The following is a 16231-nucleotide window of genomic DNA, read 5'->3' as shown; positions in this document are numbered from 1 at the left end:
CAGGTAGACCGTTCACCGCCCCAACCCGGCGTAAGGCAGATCAACTATTGCCTGTCCGGGCCGGGTCACGTTCTCTTCCCAGATTAAGGGTGTGACCGACCGCACAAGCCGTCGGCGGTCTCGACCGACCAGCGCGGAGGTGCGGATCGGACAGCGGCACAGCTGCGGCGCGGCGACCGGCAGGTCGCCCGCCATGGCCCGTCACCTGCCGTTCCCATAACGACTAGGAGGCCCCACAGTGACTGACGTGACCCCCGATAAGAACGCCGGTGGCGGGGAACCGCCACCGACGACGTCGCCACCGGACAACGGCTGGCGCCAGGAGTACTGGCGCAAGAATCTGCGCCTCATGGTCATCCTGCTCGCCATCTGGTTCGTCGTCTCGTTCGTCTTCGGAATCCTGCTGATCCAGCCGTTGAACAACATCGAGATTCTCGGTTTCCCACTGGGGTTCTGGTTCGCCCAGCAGGGATCGATCTACACGTTTGTGATTCTGATTCTGGTCTACGCCAAGATGATGGACCGGATGGACGACCAGTTCGGTGTCAGTGAGCGACAGGCGGAAGGGGGAGAGAAGTGACCCAGATCCAGGGCTGGACGCTCGGCTTCATCATCCTCACCTTCGCTCTCTACCTCGGCATCGCCTGGCGCAGCCGGGTCAAGGAAACAACCGGCTTCTACGTGGCCGGTCAGGGAATCCCGACCGTCGCCAACGGTGCGGCCGTCGCCGCCGACTGGATGTCGGCCGCGTCGTTCATCTCGATGGCCGGTCTGATCGCGTTCCTCGGTTCGGACGGTTCCATCTACCTGATGGGCTGGACCGGCGGCTACGTACTGCTGGCTCTGCTCATCGCCCCCTACCTGCGTAAGTGGGGCAAGTTCACGGTCCCGGAGTTCGTCGGCGACCGCTACTCGGAGACCGTACGGACGATCGCCGCCGTGGCCGCGATCATCATCTCCTTCACGTACGTCGTCGGACAGATGCGCGGCGGCGGCATCGTGTTCAGCCGGTTCCTCGGGCTGGACATCACCGGCGGTGTCATCGTCGCGGCGCTGATCATCTTCGCGTACGCGGTGCTCGGTGGCATGAAGGGCATCACCTGGACCCAGGTGTCGCAGTACACGGTGCTCATCATCGCCTACCTGATCCCGGCGATCGCGGTGGCACAGCAGATGACCGGACTGCCGATCCCGCAGGTCACCTTCGGTCAGATTCTCGGCGAACTCAACGCACTCAGCACCCAGATGGGGCTGAGCCAGTTCACCGAGGCGTTCTCCGCCAGACCGCAGATCGACGTGTTCCTGGTGACGATGTCACTGATGATCGGTACCGCCGGTCTTCCGCACGTCATAATCCGGTTCTACACGACGAAGACCGTCCGGGGCGCCCGCTACTCGGCGTTCTGGGCGCTGTTCTTCATCGCGCTGCTCTACACCACCGCTCCGGCGGTGGGCGCGTTCACCAAGCTGAACCTGCTGCAGGACGTCAACGGCGTAGCGGCGGACTCGTTGCCCAGATGGATCGAGAACTGGGCGGCGACCGGGCTGGTCTCGGTAAACGAGAACGCGCAGACGATCCAGACGGTCAGCAACAGCCCGACGTCCGGGGCCGACCTGATCGTCAACAACGACATCCTGGTGCTGGCCAGTCCGGAGATCGCCGGCCTGCCGGCACCGATCGTCGGTCTGGTGGCCGCCGGCGGCATGGCGGCCGCGATGTCGACCGCCGCCGGTCTGCTGCTGGTCATCTCCTCGTCGTTCTCGCACGACCTGTACTTCCGCCGGGTGAAGCGGGACTCGACGGACAAGCAGCGACTGCTCGCCGGCCGGATCGCCATGGGCCTGGCGGTACTGATCGCGGTCTACGCCGGTATCAACCCGCCGGCGTTCGTGGCCCAGGTGGTGGCGTTCGCGTTCGGTCTCGCCGCCGCGAGCTTCTTCCCGATCATCGTGCTCGGCATCTTCTGGAAACGATGTAACGCGACCGGTGCCGCGGCCGGCATGGTGTCCGGTATGGCGTTCACCGCCACGTACATGATCTACACATTGGAGGTGTTCGGCACTTCGGCGAACCCGCACATCTTCGACATCAGCCCGGAGGCCATCGGCACCATCGGTGCGATCGTCAACTTCATCGTCACGATCGTCGTGTCGAAGATGACGGCACCGCCGCCGGAGGAGATCTCCGAGATGGTGGAGAGCATCCGTTACCCGGCTGCCCGCCGCACCGTGCCGGCCGGCTCCACCGGCGACTCGGCCTGATCCGGACCGTCTTTCCGATCCCGGACAGCCCCGGAGGGCGGGCCCCGACAACGACGTCGGGGCCCGCCCTCCGGCCAGGCTCGACCGGCGGGCGGGTGGCCGGCCCTCCGGCCGGTCTGGCCGTCAGTTCCGGTGCGGGCGTCAGGTTTCGGCGGCGCCGGCCGCGACCTCCCGATGCACCACGTCGAGCAGGTGCCGCTTCATCTGGTTGAACTCCGGTGAGGTGACGTCCCGCGGTTGCGGCAGGTCGATCGAGCTGACCTCGGCGACATGGCCGGGTACGCCGTGGTTGGGGCCGCCGCTCATCACCACCACCCGGTCGGCGAGCAGTACCGCTTCCTCCACGCTGTGGGTGATGAACAGCACGGTGGACCGGACCTGTTGCCAGATCTGCAGCAACGACAGCTGAAGTTTCTCCCGGGTGAGCGAGTCGAGCGCGCCGAACGGCTCGTCCATCAGCAGCACGGCCGGATCGTTGGCGAGCACCCGGGCGATCGCCACCCGCTGCTGCATCCCGCCGGAGAGCTGGTGGGGGAACCGGTCGGCGAACTTCCCCAGCTGCACCAGCTCCAAGTAGCGTTCGACGACGCGGCGGGTCTCGGCGCGGCTGACACCGCGTTGCCGAGGGCCGTACCCGATGTTGCCGGCTACCGTCAGCCAGGGGAAAAGCCCGTAGTCCTGGAAGACCACTCCCCGGTCGGGTCCCGGAGCCCGGACCGGCCGGTCGCGTACGGTGAGCGACCCGGCGGTGACCGGCTCGAAGCCAGCGACCAGCCGCAGCAGCGTGCTCTTGCCGCAGCCGCTGGCACCGACGATGCAGACGAACTCGCCCTCGGCGATGTCCAGGTCGATGTCCCGCAGGGCTTCGACCGTTCGGCCGCGGCTACCGGGGTACGTCTTGCCGAGTCCTCGGCAGGAGACCGCCGTGGTGACCGGCGCGGTCACCGGGTCGGTGGCTGTCGGCATGGTTCCTCCTCGTTGCTGGTGGATGGCCGGCTCAGCTGCTGCCCAGCGGCCGGTTGCGCAGGGCCAGCCGCCACAGTGCGGACATGCCCTTGTCGGACAGGAACCCGGCAAGTCCGATGACCAGCATCCCGGTGATGATCAGATCGGTCCGGCTGACCTGCCAGGCCTGGGTGATCAGGGCGCCGAGTCCGGTCTGGACGCCGACAGTCTCACCGACGACCACGATCACCCAGGCGAACCCGAGCCCGATCCGCATGCCGGCGAAGACGCTGGGCAGGGCCGCCGGAAGCACCACCTGCCAGAGCACCCGGTGTCGGGCGGTGCCGAGCATCGCGGCCGCCTCCAGCAGTCGCGGCGGCACGTTCCGTACCCCGGCGATCGTGTTCAGCAGCACCGGGTAGAACGTCGCGATCACGATCAGGACGATGGCGCTCTTCGAGCCGATGCCGACGATCACCACCATCAGCGGCGCCCACGCGGTGACCGGAATCGGTCGCAGCAGGTTGACGGTGGGGTCGAGCAGCGACGAGAGTCGCGGTGACCGTCCCATCAGAACGCCCAGCGGTACGGCGATCAGGCAGGCGATGCCGAAGCCGGTGAGGACTCGGCGGGCGCTCTGCCAGATGTGCTCACCCAGCGGGGCGTCGAAGGCGAGCCGACCACCGAGGAGTTCGCCGAACTGGGTGAAGACCTCCACCGGGCCGGGCAGGTTGGCCACCAGGTCACCGCGCACCACGAGTTCCCAGAAAATCAGCAACAGCACCGGTACGGGGATCGCCAGCGCGACGGTACGCCAGTTCCGCAGCTGGTTCACGAGTTGCCTCCAGTGCTGTTCGGTCGTTGCCCGGTACTCACATCAGCTCCTGCACGAACGACGGGTCGATGAAGCGCTCGTAGTCGGGCTCGCCCTGGATCTGGTCGAGCTCGAACTGCTGCTCGCCGAGGACCCGGGTCTGTGCCTGGTAGTCGTCGTCGATCTGCCAGCGCAGCTCGATGTTGGGCACGGCGAGTTCGAGGGACTCGGCGCTGAATCCGTACTTGTCGACGACGGCCTCGGCCCAGACGTCCGGGTTGTCGCGCATGTATTCGGTCGCCCTGGCGTGCACCTCGACCATGGCCTGAACCAGCTCGGGATCGGCGGCGATCACCGACTCACTGGTCGCCATGATGATGTTGATCTTGCCCATGGCGGTGTCGTACGGCTTGGTCACCACCACTGATCCGCCCCGCACCAGGGCATCCGACGGACCGGTCTCGGCACCGGAGAACGCGTCGATGTCGCCCCGGGCCAGCGCCGCCGGCATGTCGGCGAACTGCACGTTGACCAGGTCGACGTCGGTCGCCGGGTCGATACCGGCGTCGGTGAGGGTGAGCCGCAGCAGGATGTCCTGGGCCGACCCGGGTACGTAGCCGATCCGCTTGCCCCGCAGGTCGGCGACGTCGCCGATGCCGGACTCCTCGCCAGCGACGATCGCCGAGCCGCCGTCGGCCGCCGCGGCGACCACCACGACCGGCTCGGCGTTCGCCGCCCCCTGCAGCGCGGCGGTGATGCCGGTGACGCCGAACGTGAGATCCCCACTGACCACCGCATTCTTGATCTCGGTGGAGTTGGCGAACGGGACGATGTCCAGGGTGACGTTCTCCGGAAGGAACCGGTCGTAGAACAGCGGATGGGACAGGTGCGGCTGGCGCAGCACCCCGACCGTGACGCTTCGTTGTTCGCCCTCGAGCGCGACAAGGTCGGCCGGATCGACCGGCCCGCCGGCCGTACCGCCGCCGCCGTCACCGCAGGCGGTGAGCGCGAGGAGGGCCGCCGCGACCAACGCCAGTCGCCGGGGTACGGGTGTCCAGAGGCGCATATCGGCTCCCCAATCATCAGGCAACTTGTTGCGTCCTATAGGACGGCCGAGGTGTTTCCGCAAGGTATCGACCCCATTACGGGCCGGTCAGACCTCGGTTCGAGGGGTCAGAACACGGAGCGAGGGGCCGAGGTGCGGGGGCGAGGGACCGGAGCGCCGGGACGATCTCGGACCGACCGAGTGAGGCAGCTCCGGATGTTCCTATAGGGTTCGGGTAGCACTGGGCGCCCGACGGGGCCCACAGCCGTGAGGAGCATCCGTGACCGTTGACGTGGAACCGGGCGGACACGCGGAGCCGGGCGGGATAGCCGCGTTGCCCCCGTTGCGCCGCACCGAGCGGGCCGGACACACCGGGGACCAGGTACGGGACCTGCTGGAAGAAGCGATCCTGGCCGGGGTCCTGGCACCCGGCACCCATTTGAACGCCGAGGCGCTGGCCAAACAACTCGGCGTCAGCCACATCCCGGTCCGCGAGGCGCTCCGGTCGCTGCACGCCGCCGGCTGGATCGACACCCGCCCCCACCTCGGCGCATTCGTTCGGGCCCGCACCGAACAGGAACTCGCCGACCTGTTCGAGCTACGTCTGCAGCTGGAGTCACACGCCGCCGTGCTCGCCGCCGAACGACGTACCTCGGCCCAGTTGGACCAGCTCGACGGCATCCTCAGCCGGCAGCGGGCGGCCGTCGATCCGTTCGCTCTCGGCGAGATCAACGCCGTGTTCCACGTAGCGGTCGCCGAGTGTGCCCAGAACCAGTTCCTGATCGACTTCGTCCGGACCCTCAGCATCCGGACCCGGTTCTACTTCGCCACCGTTGCGCCGCAACGCCGGGACGACTCGCTCCGTGAACACGGCGAGATGGTCGACGCGATTCGTCGGCGCGATGCGGCCACCGCCGGACGCATCGCCCACGACCACGTGTTTCACACCCGCGCCGACGTGCTCCGGGCGCTACGCGGCACACCCGCTACGGCGCCCGGCTGACCAGGTCGGGCGGAACCGGCCCGGCGGTCGAGGTTCCGGCGATCTGCTCCGGTGCGGGGCGCTGGTTGCCAGAGTTGGGGCGTGCACGACGACAGCCCGCACCCGCATCCGACCGCCGGCGGTCTCCGCCTGGTGCGCCGGAATCCGCTGGTCGCCGGCGACGTCAGCTGGATGGAGCTGTTCGTCGACCTGTTCTTCGTGTTCGCTTTTCTGAAGGTCACCAACTTGATGGCGGCCGATCTGACTGCGGTCGGCATGCTCCGCGGGGTTCTGGTGATCCTGCTGCTCTGGCACTGCTGGACCCCGTTCGTCTGGCTCGGCAACGTCGTCCACCTGGACCGGGGCGGCATGCCACTGATGGCGGCCTGCATCGCCACCGTCCTGCTGGTGATCGGCGTATCCGTACCAGAGACGTTCGTCGACCTGCCGGGCAGACTGCCCGGACCGGTCATCGTGGTGGTCGGCTACCTGGCGATCCGGGTCAGCGTGCTCGCGGTCCTCACCCGGTCCCGCTGGTCGGAAGGTCCGGCCGGCCGACGGCCGGCCGCGATCGCCTGGTTGACGCTCGCCGCGTCCGCGTCGGTGCTGCTGACCTCCGCGCTGCTGCCGCCGCACCTACCGGCCCGGTTCGACGCCGACCTGGTACGGCTGGTGCTGTTTGCCCTGGCCCTGGCCATCGACTTCGTGGTGCTGACCGCGGTCGGCCGGGGCAGCTGGCAGATCGTCTCCCCGTGGCACCTGGCCGAACGGCACGCGCTGATCGTCCTGATCGCGCTCGGCGAGACGATCATTTCGATCGGCACGGGCGGTGGGGTCGGTGCCGACATCCAGGTCACCTGGCCGTTGCTCGCCGCCGCCACGCTCGGCCTGGTCGTCGTCTCCGCCCTGTGGTGGACCTACTTCGACCTCGCCAAGATCCTCGCCGAACATGCTCTCTCCCGGCGATCCGGCGTCGACCAGACCCGGATGGCCCGGGACGTGTACAGCGGCCTGCACCTGCCGATGATCGGTGGGCTGATCTTCTTCGCCCTCGGGCTCAAGCATGCGATCATCACCATGCCCGGCGGCTCCGAACACCCCTGGACCACCGCCGAGGTGGTCATCATGTACGGCGGGGTGCTGCTCTATCTGCTGGCGCTGGTCGCCTTCGAATGGCTGTCCGGACGCCTGCTCGGCCGCAGCCCGATCCTCGGTATCGCCCTGCTGCTGGGCTTGCTCCCGGTAGCCACTCAGGTCTCGGCGTTGGGCGCGTTGGCACTGCTGGCCGTCGGTGTCGTGGCGATGCTGATCGCCGACCGGACACTGTTCCACCGCCGGCACACTCAACTGCACCGGCTGGCCGAGTCCGAGACGTCCCGGCTACACGGGGTCACCCCCCGGGAGCTCTTCCTCGACCTGGTCTTCGTCTTCGCGTTCATTCAGGTCACCACGCTGATGACCCGTAACGCCTCGGCTTTGGGCATCGTCCGAGGGCTGACCCTGCTGGCGCTGCTGTGGTGGGCCTGGACCTCCTACTCCTGGCTCACCAACGCGGTCCGCAACGAGACGGTCCTGGTCCGGTTCACCACGGTCGGCATCGCCGCCTCGATCCTGGTGATCGGCATCGCCACCCCGCAGGCGTTCGAGCCGGCCCCGGGCAGTCTGCCCGGTTCGCTGATCATCGTCGCCTGCTATCTCGCCGCCCAGCTCATGCAGACCGTGCTGATCCTGCAGGCGTCGCGCACCGAGCCGGTGCTCCGGGCGCTCGCACGGCAGAACGCCGTCCCGTCCACGGCCGCATTGCTGCTGCTCGCCGGGTTCGCCGTGGTGGAGTTGGCGACGTCCGACCGGCTGGCCGGGACCCCGGCCGTCACGCTGCTCTGGGTCGCCGCGCTCACCATCCAACTCGCCGGCAGCTACCCCACCGGGGTGGACTCCTGGCGGCCCCGCTCCACCCGGCACTGGGTGGACCGGTACGCGCTGATCATGCTGATCGCGTTCGGCGAGACGATCATCTCGGTCGGTCTGGCCGTCGCGGACCAGCCGGTCTCCACCACCGTCATGGTCATCGTCGTCACGGCGGCGGTCGCCGTCGGCGCTCTCTGGTGGCCGTACTTCACCACGATCGACTCGGCCCGCCTCGCCCTGGAGGCGCGGGCCGGCGTCGACCGGGCCAAACTCGCCCGGGACGGGTTCACCTACCTGCACCTGCCGATGGTCGCCTGCATCATCCTGATCGCGTACGGCCTGCATCAGGCCGTCGTGCCGCACGATGAGACCGGCATCCGGTTCGGCCACTACGCCTTCTACTGGGGGGTGGGGTTCTATCTGCTCGCCAACCAGGTGTACTGGTGGCGGACCTGGCGCGCGCTCAGCTGGTACCGAATCGTCAGCGCCGTCGTGGTCATCGTGCTGGCGTTCCCGACCGCCGCACTGCCCGCCGTCTGGACGCTGCCTGCGCTGACCGTGTTCGGGCTGATCTCGGCGGCTGCCGAGTTCCTGCGGGTCGGCGATCTGCGGACCCGGCCGCCCCCGCCGACCCGCTGACCCGCTGTCCTTCGACGGGCGGTCGGCCGTGGACCGGCGACCTCTACTGGCCGACCGCCCCGTCGACGCATTCCCGCAACAGGTCGGCGTGGCCGTTGTGCCGGGCGTACTCCTCGATCATGTGGGTCAGCACCCAGCGCAGCGAAATCGGGCCACGCCGGCCCGAGCCGGTGACGTCCAGTCCGGCGGCGTCGGCGACGAAACGCCGGGCGTACTCGACCTCCTCCCGCCACGCCTTCCACGCCTGGGTAACCGCCGCCGGGTCTGCGACGGCAGCGTCGAAGTCGTCGTTGGGCGCGGCCTCGGAGTAGAAGCGGGGCGGCGCGTCCTCGCCGGCCATCACCTGCCGGAACCAGTACCGTTCCACATCGGCGAGGTGCCGGACCAGACCGAGCAGCGACAGCGCCGACGGCGGCACCGACCGCCGGGCCAACTGCTGTGGGTCGAGTGCGCCGCACTTGAGCTCCAGGGTCCGGCGGTGCCAGTCGAGGAACCCGGTAAGGGTGGCCCGCTCGTCGCCGAGCACCGGCGGATCGGTTCGGGGGTCGGCGTCCGGATCGGTGAACATGTCGATCGTCATGTCGGCCATCATCGACGGACTGCTTCGGTACGGCCAGCGAATTCCGGCTCTGCTGGGTGCCGGGCCGGTGGGTGCCGCCGGGTGTCGGCGGCACCCACCGGGTACCGGAGGGATGTTACGAGGTGGTGCCGGTCACCGCCGAGCCGTTACGCACGACGGTGTAGGTGACCGTCGTGCCGCTCCAGAAGTGGAAGGTGAGCGTCACCGGGGAGCCGTCGTTGACCTCGGCGAAGAAGTCCGACGTCAAAGTGATGGTGTTCGCGGCGTAGTTCGGACGGAAGGTGACGTCGAACTCCTTGTACGACGTCCAGTTGTGCGGGCCGGCGTTGGAACCGTCCGCGTACCGCGCCTCCATGGTGGCCAGTTGATCACCACGGAAGGTCGTCGGGATGTCGAACGAGGAAGTGGTGCCGCTCGCGTTGGCCAGTACCGGCGGATCGGACGAGATGATGTTGATCCGCCATGGCACGCCGGACGAAAAGCGGGCGTGCAGGGTGGCGTTCACCCCGTACGCCCGGTTGCCGACCAGGCGGGTGACGGTGGACGCGGGCAGCGTCAACTGGTTGCCGCTGACCGTGTAGTCGGTCCCCCGGACCAGTTCGGTGCTGCCCTGCCGCAGCCCCTGGAAGGTCAGCCCGTTGAGGTTCAACGCGAGGGTCTTGGCGGTGACGCCGCCGGTCCGCGGCACGAAGATCATGTCGCTGGCCGCGGTGCCGGAACGGGTGGTCCAGGCCGACTTGATCTGGGCGATCAGCTCCGGGTCACTCCACTGGAAACTGGTCCGGCCGAGGTGCTGGCCGTTGTCCCACAGCTGGGTGGCGATGCCTCGGGTCCGGGTGTGGTAGCCGAAGAACTCGAAGAACTTCAGCTTCTCGCCCTGCTGGATGGTGCCGGTGTGCCGGTCGAAGCCGAGCAGACCGAACTCGCCGATGACGACCGGGATGCCCCGGGAGACGAAGGTGTTCTGTACCCGGTTGAGCGAGTCGATCACGTCCTGCTGGGCGGTGGCGTCGAACCGGTAGCCGCCCGCGACGTTGACGCTGAACGGCCAGTACCCGTAGTAGTGCACCGTGGCGATCAGGTTGGGGTCGTCCAGCGCGGTGAACGTGCTGGCGAGCTCGTCGAGCCGGGCCTGGTCGGACGAGGTGTGCAGGGTCGGCAGGATGAGAATCCGGGTGGCGTTGTTGCCGCCGGAGTCCCGGACGATCTGGTGGAACCTGCGGTTCAGCTCGTCGAGCAGCTGGGCGTTCTGCGCGTCGCCGGAGCTGTTGCTGAACTGTGGCTCGTTGACGCTCTCGAAGTGCAGCTTCGGCGACGAGTCCCGGAAGGTGTCGGCCAGCTGGGTCCACAGCGCCGAGTAGCGGGCCAGGACGCCGGTGCGGTTGCTGGGCATCGTGTTGATCCACTGCCACGAGTCGTGGTGCAGGTTGATCATCACGTACAGGTCCTCGGCGAGGGCCCAGTCGACGATCTGCTTCACCCGGGCGAGCCTGCTGGGGTCGATGGTGTAGTTGGGTGCGCCACCGTGGTGGTGCGTCCAGGTCGTCGGGATCCGGATGCTGTTGAAGCCCTGCGACTTGATGGTGCGGATCAGGTCCCGGGTGACCAGCGGGTTGCCCCATGAGGTCTCGCCGCTGCCGCCGACGTTGTCGCCGGTCGCGTCGAGGGTGTTGCCCAGGTTCCAGCCCGGCTGCATCGCGTCGACGACGTCCTGCGGGTCGCCCGGCGGACGCGGGGTCGCGGTCGGCGTCGGGGACGGCGGCGCGGTGGTCGGCGGTGCGGTGGTCGGCGGCACCGTCGGCGACGGCGGGTCGGTCGGTGGCGGCGTGGTGGGTCCGACGCTGCCGGTGCAGGTGACACCGTTGAGCGCGAACGACGTCGGCGCGGTGTTGCTGCCCGACCAGGAACCGTTGAAGCCGAACGAGACGGTCGCGTTGGTGCCGAGGTCAGCGTTGTAGCTGACGTTGGTCGCGGTGACCTGGCTACCCGAGCTGGTGACGGTGGCGTTCCATGCCTGGGTGACCTGCTGTCCGGACGGGAAGGCCCAGGTCAGCTGCCAACCGTTGATCGGGTCGCCCAGGTTGGTGACGTTGACGTTGGCGGTGAAGCCGCCGGGCCACTGGGCGGGTGCCGAGTAGACCACCCGGCAGCCGGCAGCCGCGTGCGCGCTGGCCGCGACGGCGACGCTACCGCCGACCAGTGCGGCGGTCACACCGCCGGCGATCAGGCCGGCACGCCACCGTCTGCCGCGAGCCGTCGTTGTCTGTTGAGTCATGTCGCTCCTCGCCGTGGGGTGCCTGCGGGTCAGGCACGGAGGGACGGGCACCGGCGGTCGCAACGAGCAGCCAGCACCAGCGAAGTGGCCGCAGACTAAGTCGGGAGTCTAAACTTTGTCAATCGGCGCAGGCCGATGTGAACACCGGGCGGTGGCCTGCCCCGGCCGACCAGCCGATACCCGTATAGGCCCCCTGACCAGCACAGAAGATCCCGCTGGCGGATTCGACGTCCGCCAGCGGGATCAGAAACAACAACCGGCCCCGGGCCGGCGCGCGTCACGCCTCAGTGCACCGTGACCGTCGGCCCGGGGAGAAGGTCACGCATCTCCGCCGGCAACTCGGCGCCCATCTCGTCGGCGATCCGCAGCGCCTCCTCCACCAGGGTCTCCACGATCTGCGACTCCGGCACCGTCTTGATCACTTCGCCCTTGACGAAGATCTGGCCCTTGCCGTTGCCGGACGCCACCCCGAGATCGGCCTCCCGTGCCTCACCCGGCCCGTTCACCACGCAACCCATCACCGCCACCCGCAACGGTGCCGGGAACCCGTCCAGCGCGGCGGTCACCTGGTCGGCGAGGGTGTACACGTCCACCTGCGCCCGTCCACAGGACGGGCAGGAAACGATCTCCAGGCCACGCTCACGCAACCCGAGCGACTCCAGGATCGCCGTACCGACCTTGATCTCCTCCACCGGCGGCGCGGACAGTGACACCCGGATGGTGTCGCCGATCCCCTCGGCCAGCAGCGCGCCGAACGCCACCGCCGACTTGACCGTGCCCTGGAACGCCGGGCCGGCCTCGGTCACCCCGAGGTGCAGCGGGTAGTCGCACTGCTGCGCCAGCAACCGGTACGCCCGGATCATCACCACCGGGTCGTTGTGCTTGACCGAGATCTTGATGTCCCGGAAGTCGTGCTCCTCGAACAGCGAGCACTCCCACAGCGCCGACTCGACCAGTGCCTCGGCGGTCGCCTTGCCGTGCTTGGCCAGCAACCGCTTGTCCAGCGAACCGGCGTTGACGCCGATCCGGATCGGCGTCCCGGCCGCCGACGCCGCCTTGGCGATCTCGGCAACCTTGTCGTCGAACTGCCGGATGTTGCCCGGGTTGACCCGCACCGCCGCGCAGCCGGCGTCGATCGCCGCGAAGACGTACTTCGGCTGGAAATGGATGTCGGCGATCACCGGGATCTGCGACTTGCGGGCGATCGTCGGCAACGCGTCCGCGTCGTCCTGCGACGGCACGGCGACCCGCACGATCTGGCAGCCGGACGCGGTCAGCTCGGCGATCTGCTGCAGCGTGGCGTTGACATCCGAGGTCACCGTGGTGGTCATCGACTGTACGGAGACCGGCGCACCGCCACCCACCGGCACCGGACCGACCATGATCTGCCGGCTGACCCGGCGCGGCGCCAACGGCGGCGGCGGCACTGCGGGCATGCCCAGACTGACAGCGGTCACTTCTCAACTCACCTCGAGAACAGCGTGATCGGGTTGACCACGTCCGCGGTGATGGTCAGCAGCGTGAACGCGCCACCGATCAGCAGAACCGCGTACGTGACTGGCATCAGTTTGAAATAGTCGACCCGCCCCGGATCGGGCCGGCCAAGCACCGCGTACAGCCAGGACCGAGCCTTCTCGAACCAGGCGATCGCGATGTGCCCGCCGTCCAGTGGCAGCAGCGGCAGCAGGTTGAACACCCCGACGAAGAAGTTCAGCGAGATGAACAGCAGCACGAACAGCTCCCACGCGTCGTTGGCCACCGCCTCCCCGCCGAGCCGGCTGGCGCCGACCACGCTGATCGGGGTGTCGATGTCGCGCTCCGCGCCGGTGATCGACGCCCACAGCGCCGGGATCTTCTCCGGGATCCGCATCATCGCCTCGACCGTGCCGACCGCCATCTGGCGCAGGTAGTCGCCGGTCGCGCCGAACGCCTCGATCGGCCCGTACGTCACCATGCCCGGCTTCTCGATCCGCAGCCCGACGCCGAGCGCGGCGACCGTGCTCAGCGGGCCTTCGTCGGTGCCCAGCTCGGGGCGCTGCACGGCGGCGAGCTCCGCCTCGACGGTGCCGGTCGTCCCGTCCCGCTCGTAGCGGACGGTCGCCGGCCCCGGATCGGCACCCCGGATCGCCTGCAGCATGTCACCCCAGGTGTCGACCGGGGTGCCGCTCACCGCGAGGATCCGGTCACCGTCACGCAGGCCCGCCTGCGCGGCCGGGCTGGCCGGGTCGCCGGCCTCGCAGGCGCGGGCCACGTACTCGACCACCACGCAGTCGGTGACCGCGACCACCGCCGGCTCCTGGCGGGCCTGCTCCTCGGTGGCGGGGAAGTCCGGGTTCGGCAGGCCCATGAAGACTGCCGCCAGCCAGAGCGCGACGATCGCCAGCCCGAAGTGGGTCACCGACCCGGCGGACATCACCACGGTCCGCTTCCACACCGGGAAACGCCACATCACCCGGGACTCGTCGGCGGGTGACACGTCGTCGTCCTGCGGGGTCATGCCGACGATCTTGCAGAAGCCACCCAACGGGATGGCCTTGAGTCCGTACTCGGTCTCACCGCGCCGGAACGACCAGATGGTCGGGCCGAAACCGACGAAGTACCGGGTCACCTTCATCCCGAACTTCTTCGCGGTCACCATGTGACCGGCCTCGTGCAGGCTGACCGAGATGAGAATCGCGAGGGCGAAGAGAACCACCCCGAGCAGGTACGCCATCAAGCTCCCTCCGCCGACGCACCGATCAGCTCCTGCGCCCGGGCTCGCGCCCAGGATTCCGCAGCGAGCACATCGTCGACCGTACCCGGTTCGCCGAAGTCCGGTGCCGACTGCAGCACCCGCTCCACCGTGTCGACGATGCCGAGGAACGGTAGCCTGCCGGCGACGAACGCCGCCACGCACTCCTCGTTCGCCGCGTTGTAGACCGCCGGCCGGCACCGGCCGTCCGCGCCGGCCTGCTTGGCCAGCGCCACCGCCGGGAACGCCGTCTCGTCGAGCGGGGCGAACTCCCAGCTCTGCGCCCGGGTCCAGTCGACCGGGGCGGCCGCCGCCGGCACCCGGGCCGGCCAGCCCAGGGCCAGCGCGATCGGCAGTCGCATGTCCGGTGGACTGGCCTGGGCGATCGTCGAACCGTCCACGAACTCCACCATCGAGTGGATCACCGACTGCGGGTGGACCACCACCTCGATACGCGGGTACGGGATGCCGAACAGTTCGTGCGCCTCGATGATCTCCAGGCCCTTGTTCACCAGCGTCGCCGAGTTGATCGTGATGACCGGGCCCATGTTCCAGGTGGGATGGGCCATCGCCTGCTCCGGAGTGGCCTCGGTCAGTTCGGCACGCGGCCGCCCCCGGAACGGGCCGCCGCTCGCCGTCACCACCAGTTTGCGCACCTCGTCGGCGGTGCCCGAGCGCAGACACTGGGCGAGCGCCGAGTGCTCGGAGTCCACCGGGACGATCTGGTCCGGGCGCTGGATCGCCGCCCGTACGATCGGACCGCCGGCGATCAGCGACTCCTTGTTGGCCAACGCCAGGGTCCGACCGGCCCGCAACGCCGCCAACGTCGGGGCCAGCCCCCGGGAGCCGTCCACCCCGTTGAGCACCACGTCGCACGGCCACTCGGCGAGTTCAGCCATTGCCGACGGGCCGGCCAGGATCTTCGGGATCCGGAACCCACCGGTCGGGTAGCCGCGCCGGGACGCCTCGGCGTAGAAGGCGAGCTGCAGATCCTGCGCGGCCGAGGCCCGGGCCACCGCCACCACCTCGACCTGCAACTGCAGTGCCTGTACGGCGAGCAACTCGACGTTGCCGCCGCCGGCGCCGAGCCCGACGATCCGGAACCGGTCAGGGTTGCGGGCGACGATGTCGACCGCCTGGGTGCCGATCGAGCCGGTGGAGCCGAGCAGGACGATATCCCGTGGGGAGGAAGTCACCGGCCCATTGTCCCGCAGCGGCGCATCCGCCCGGCCGCCGGGCGCGCCGCCGGGTCGCCACAGGGCCACCGGATCCGCGCCGGCCGCCGGGGCAGCGGACACCGCGTCACCGTACGTCGTCGTCGGCCTCGTCGAGCAGATCGGCCGGATCGATGGAAAACTCGAACGGCTCCTTCATTACAAAGGTGGTCCCGGCCGCGGCCGCCGCCACCGGCCGGTACTCCCCGTCGCTCAGCTCGTGCAACGCCAGTGCCGGCACCCGGTTCCGGAAATCCGCCCGGAGAAAGAAGGGCACACCGGCTGCGGCGTACTGCCGTGGTCGGTCGATCACGTCCTTGCGCCGGTTGCCCTTGGAAACGATCTCGCCGAGCAGCACGGCTTCCGAGATGGGCATCGAGACGTGACCTCCACCAGGTGAGCGGAGCACCACGATGTCGGGAATGTACAGGTCGTCGCCCGAGACGACGTTGACTTCGTGGTACAGCCAGAGCTTCGCCCGGCGAGCTGCCTGCTTCAACAGGTACGCCAGATCCAGCTCGATCGTCTGATGGTCATACCCGGCGTGTGGTGTCACGATCACGCTCCCGCTGAGAACCTCGACCTTGGGACCATTGGTCTCCGGCAACAGGTCAAGGGCGAGCTGCGCGGTCCACGGCTCGTCGAAATCGCCGAGTACGTCGAACGACGGCTCACGCGGCGGCTCCGGATCGGGCACGAATGCCGGCTGTGCCAACGTGCTCACCCCTTTCCGCGGGACATGATGCACCGACCAGACTAGCCGCGCCGCCCCGCCACGGCGGCGCGCCGGGCCATGTCGGCTAGCCGACGGCGCCGGACCGGACGGGGGCCACCGC

Annotated in this window: 13 protein-coding genes; 4 read left to right on the top strand and 9 right to left on the bottom strand. The window is 68.8% G+C overall.

What is annotated here, in order from left to right:
• Nucleotides 1-247 precede the first annotated feature (247 nt).
• Nucleotides 248-580 carry a DUF4212 domain-containing protein gene (locus EDC02_RS02360; RefSeq protein WP_233605697.1) on the top strand — a complete coding sequence of 111 codons (333 nt, stop codon included), beginning with the start codon at nucleotides 248-250 and terminating at the stop codon, nucleotides 578-580.
• Nucleotides 577-2262 carry a sodium:solute symporter family protein gene (locus tag EDC02_RS02355; RefSeq protein WP_123600524.1) on the top strand — a complete coding sequence of 562 codons (1686 nt, stop codon included), beginning with the start codon at nucleotides 577-579 and terminating at the stop codon, nucleotides 2260-2262. Before EDC02_RS02360 ends, EDC02_RS02355 begins: the two co-directional genes overlap by 4 nt.
• A gap of 141 nt (nucleotides 2263-2403) precedes the next feature.
• Here the strand turns inward: EDC02_RS02355 and EDC02_RS02350 are convergent, their stop codons facing one another.
• The 3 genes from EDC02_RS02350 to EDC02_RS02340 are packed head-to-tail and all read right to left on the bottom strand — an operon-like array spanning nucleotide 2404 to nucleotide 5087.
• Entirely contained in the window at nucleotides 2404-3228 is an 825-nt protein-coding gene (locus EDC02_RS02350; protein ID WP_123600523.1) for an ABC transporter ATP-binding protein, read from the bottom strand.
• Between the two features lie 31 nt (nucleotides 3229-3259).
• On the bottom strand, nucleotides 3260-4042 hold the full coding sequence (locus EDC02_RS02345; RefSeq protein ID WP_123600522.1) for an ABC transporter permease: 783 nt from the start codon (nucleotides 4040-4042) through the stop codon (nucleotides 3260-3262).
• 37 nt (nucleotides 4043-4079) lie between these two features.
• Complete coding sequence (locus EDC02_RS02340; protein WP_123600521.1) at nucleotides 4080-5087, bottom strand: ABC transporter substrate-binding protein; 1008 nt, start codon at nucleotides 5085-5087, stop codon at nucleotides 4080-4082.
• Nucleotides 5088-5346: 259 nt separating this feature from the next.
• Here EDC02_RS02340 and EDC02_RS02335 point away from each other — a divergent pair, with 259 nt between their 5' ends.
• Nucleotides 5347-6069, top strand: coding sequence for a GntR family transcriptional regulator (locus EDC02_RS02335; RefSeq protein WP_123600520.1), 723 nt, complete (start codon nucleotides 5347-5349; stop codon nucleotides 6067-6069).
• An 81-nt stretch (nucleotides 6070-6150) separates the two neighbouring features.
• Nucleotides 6151-8595, top strand: a complete 2445-nt coding sequence (locus EDC02_RS02330; protein WP_123600519.1) for a low temperature requirement protein A — start codon at nucleotides 6151-6153, stop codon at nucleotides 8593-8595.
• 43 nt (nucleotides 8596-8638) lie between these two features.
• Here the strand turns inward: EDC02_RS02330 and EDC02_RS02325 are convergent, their stop codons facing one another.
• The 6 genes from EDC02_RS02325 to EDC02_RS02300 all read right to left on the bottom strand — a co-directional run bounded on the left by EDC02_RS02325 (nucleotide 8639) and on the right by EDC02_RS02300 (nucleotide 16119).
• Nucleotides 8639-9175: a DinB family protein gene (locus tag EDC02_RS02325; protein WP_199757476.1), complete on the bottom strand. Its 537-nt coding sequence runs from the start codon at nucleotides 9173-9175 to the stop codon at nucleotides 8639-8641.
• Nucleotides 9176-9290: 115 nt separating this feature from the next.
• A complete protein-coding gene (locus tag EDC02_RS02320; RefSeq protein WP_123600518.1) occupies nucleotides 9291-11450 on the bottom strand; it encodes a cellulase family glycosylhydrolase in 2160 nt (719 codons plus the stop codon).
• 284 nt (nucleotides 11451-11734) lie between these two features.
• The gene (ispG, locus tag EDC02_RS02315; RefSeq protein WP_123600517.1) at nucleotides 11735-12907 is read right to left on the bottom strand and encodes a flavodoxin-dependent (E)-4-hydroxy-3-methylbut-2-enyl-diphosphate synthase; all 1173 of its coding nucleotides are present in this window, start codon (nucleotides 12905-12907) and stop codon (nucleotides 11735-11737) included.
• Nucleotides 12908-12915: 8 nt separating this feature from the next.
• Nucleotides 12916-14163, bottom strand: a complete 1248-nt coding sequence (locus EDC02_RS02310; RefSeq protein WP_123600516.1) for an RIP metalloprotease — start codon at nucleotides 14161-14163, stop codon at nucleotides 12916-12918.
• Nucleotides 14163-15356 (bottom strand): 1-deoxy-D-xylulose-5-phosphate reductoisomerase, encoded by a 1194-nt coding sequence (gene dxr / locus EDC02_RS02305; RefSeq protein ID WP_123604417.1) that lies wholly within the window; start codon nucleotides 15354-15356, stop codon nucleotides 14163-14165. The genes EDC02_RS02310 and dxr overlap by 1 nt, the downstream gene beginning before the upstream one ends.
• Nucleotides 15357-15483: 127 nt before the next feature.
• Nucleotides 15484-16119 (bottom strand): Uma2 family endonuclease, encoded by a 636-nt coding sequence (locus EDC02_RS02300; RefSeq protein ID WP_158632027.1) that lies wholly within the window; start codon nucleotides 16117-16119, stop codon nucleotides 15484-15486.
• Between the last annotated feature and the right edge of the window lie 112 nt (nucleotides 16120-16231).

The organism is Micromonospora sp. Llam0 (assembly GCF_003751085.1).
GTDB lineage: Bacteria > Actinomycetota > Actinomycetes > Mycobacteriales > Micromonosporaceae > Micromonospora_E.
This window is presented reverse-complemented; position numbering and strand designations above follow the sequence as displayed.

What these genes read in the sequence shown, in the direction of transcription:
- EDC02_RS02350 (WP_123600523.1), bottom strand. Translation starts at nt 3,228, where the DNA reads ATGCCGACAGCCACCGACCCGGTGACCGCGCCGGTCACCACGGCGGTC.
- EDC02_RS02340 (WP_123600521.1), bottom strand. Translation starts at nt 5,087, where the DNA reads ATGCGCCTCTGGACACCCGTACCCCGGCGACTGGCGTTGGTCGCGGCG.
- EDC02_RS02320 (WP_123600518.1), bottom strand. Translation starts at nt 11,450, where the DNA reads ATGACTCAACAGACAACGACGGCTCGCGGCAGACGGTGGCGTGCCGGC.
- EDC02_RS02310 (WP_123600516.1), bottom strand. Translation starts at nt 14,163, where the DNA reads ATGGCGTACCTGCTCGGGGTGGTTCTCTTCGCCCTCGCGATTCTCATC.
- EDC02_RS02325 (WP_199757476.1), bottom strand. Translation starts at nt 9,175, where the DNA reads ATGACGATCGACATGTTCACCGATCCGGACGCCGACCCCCGAACCGAT.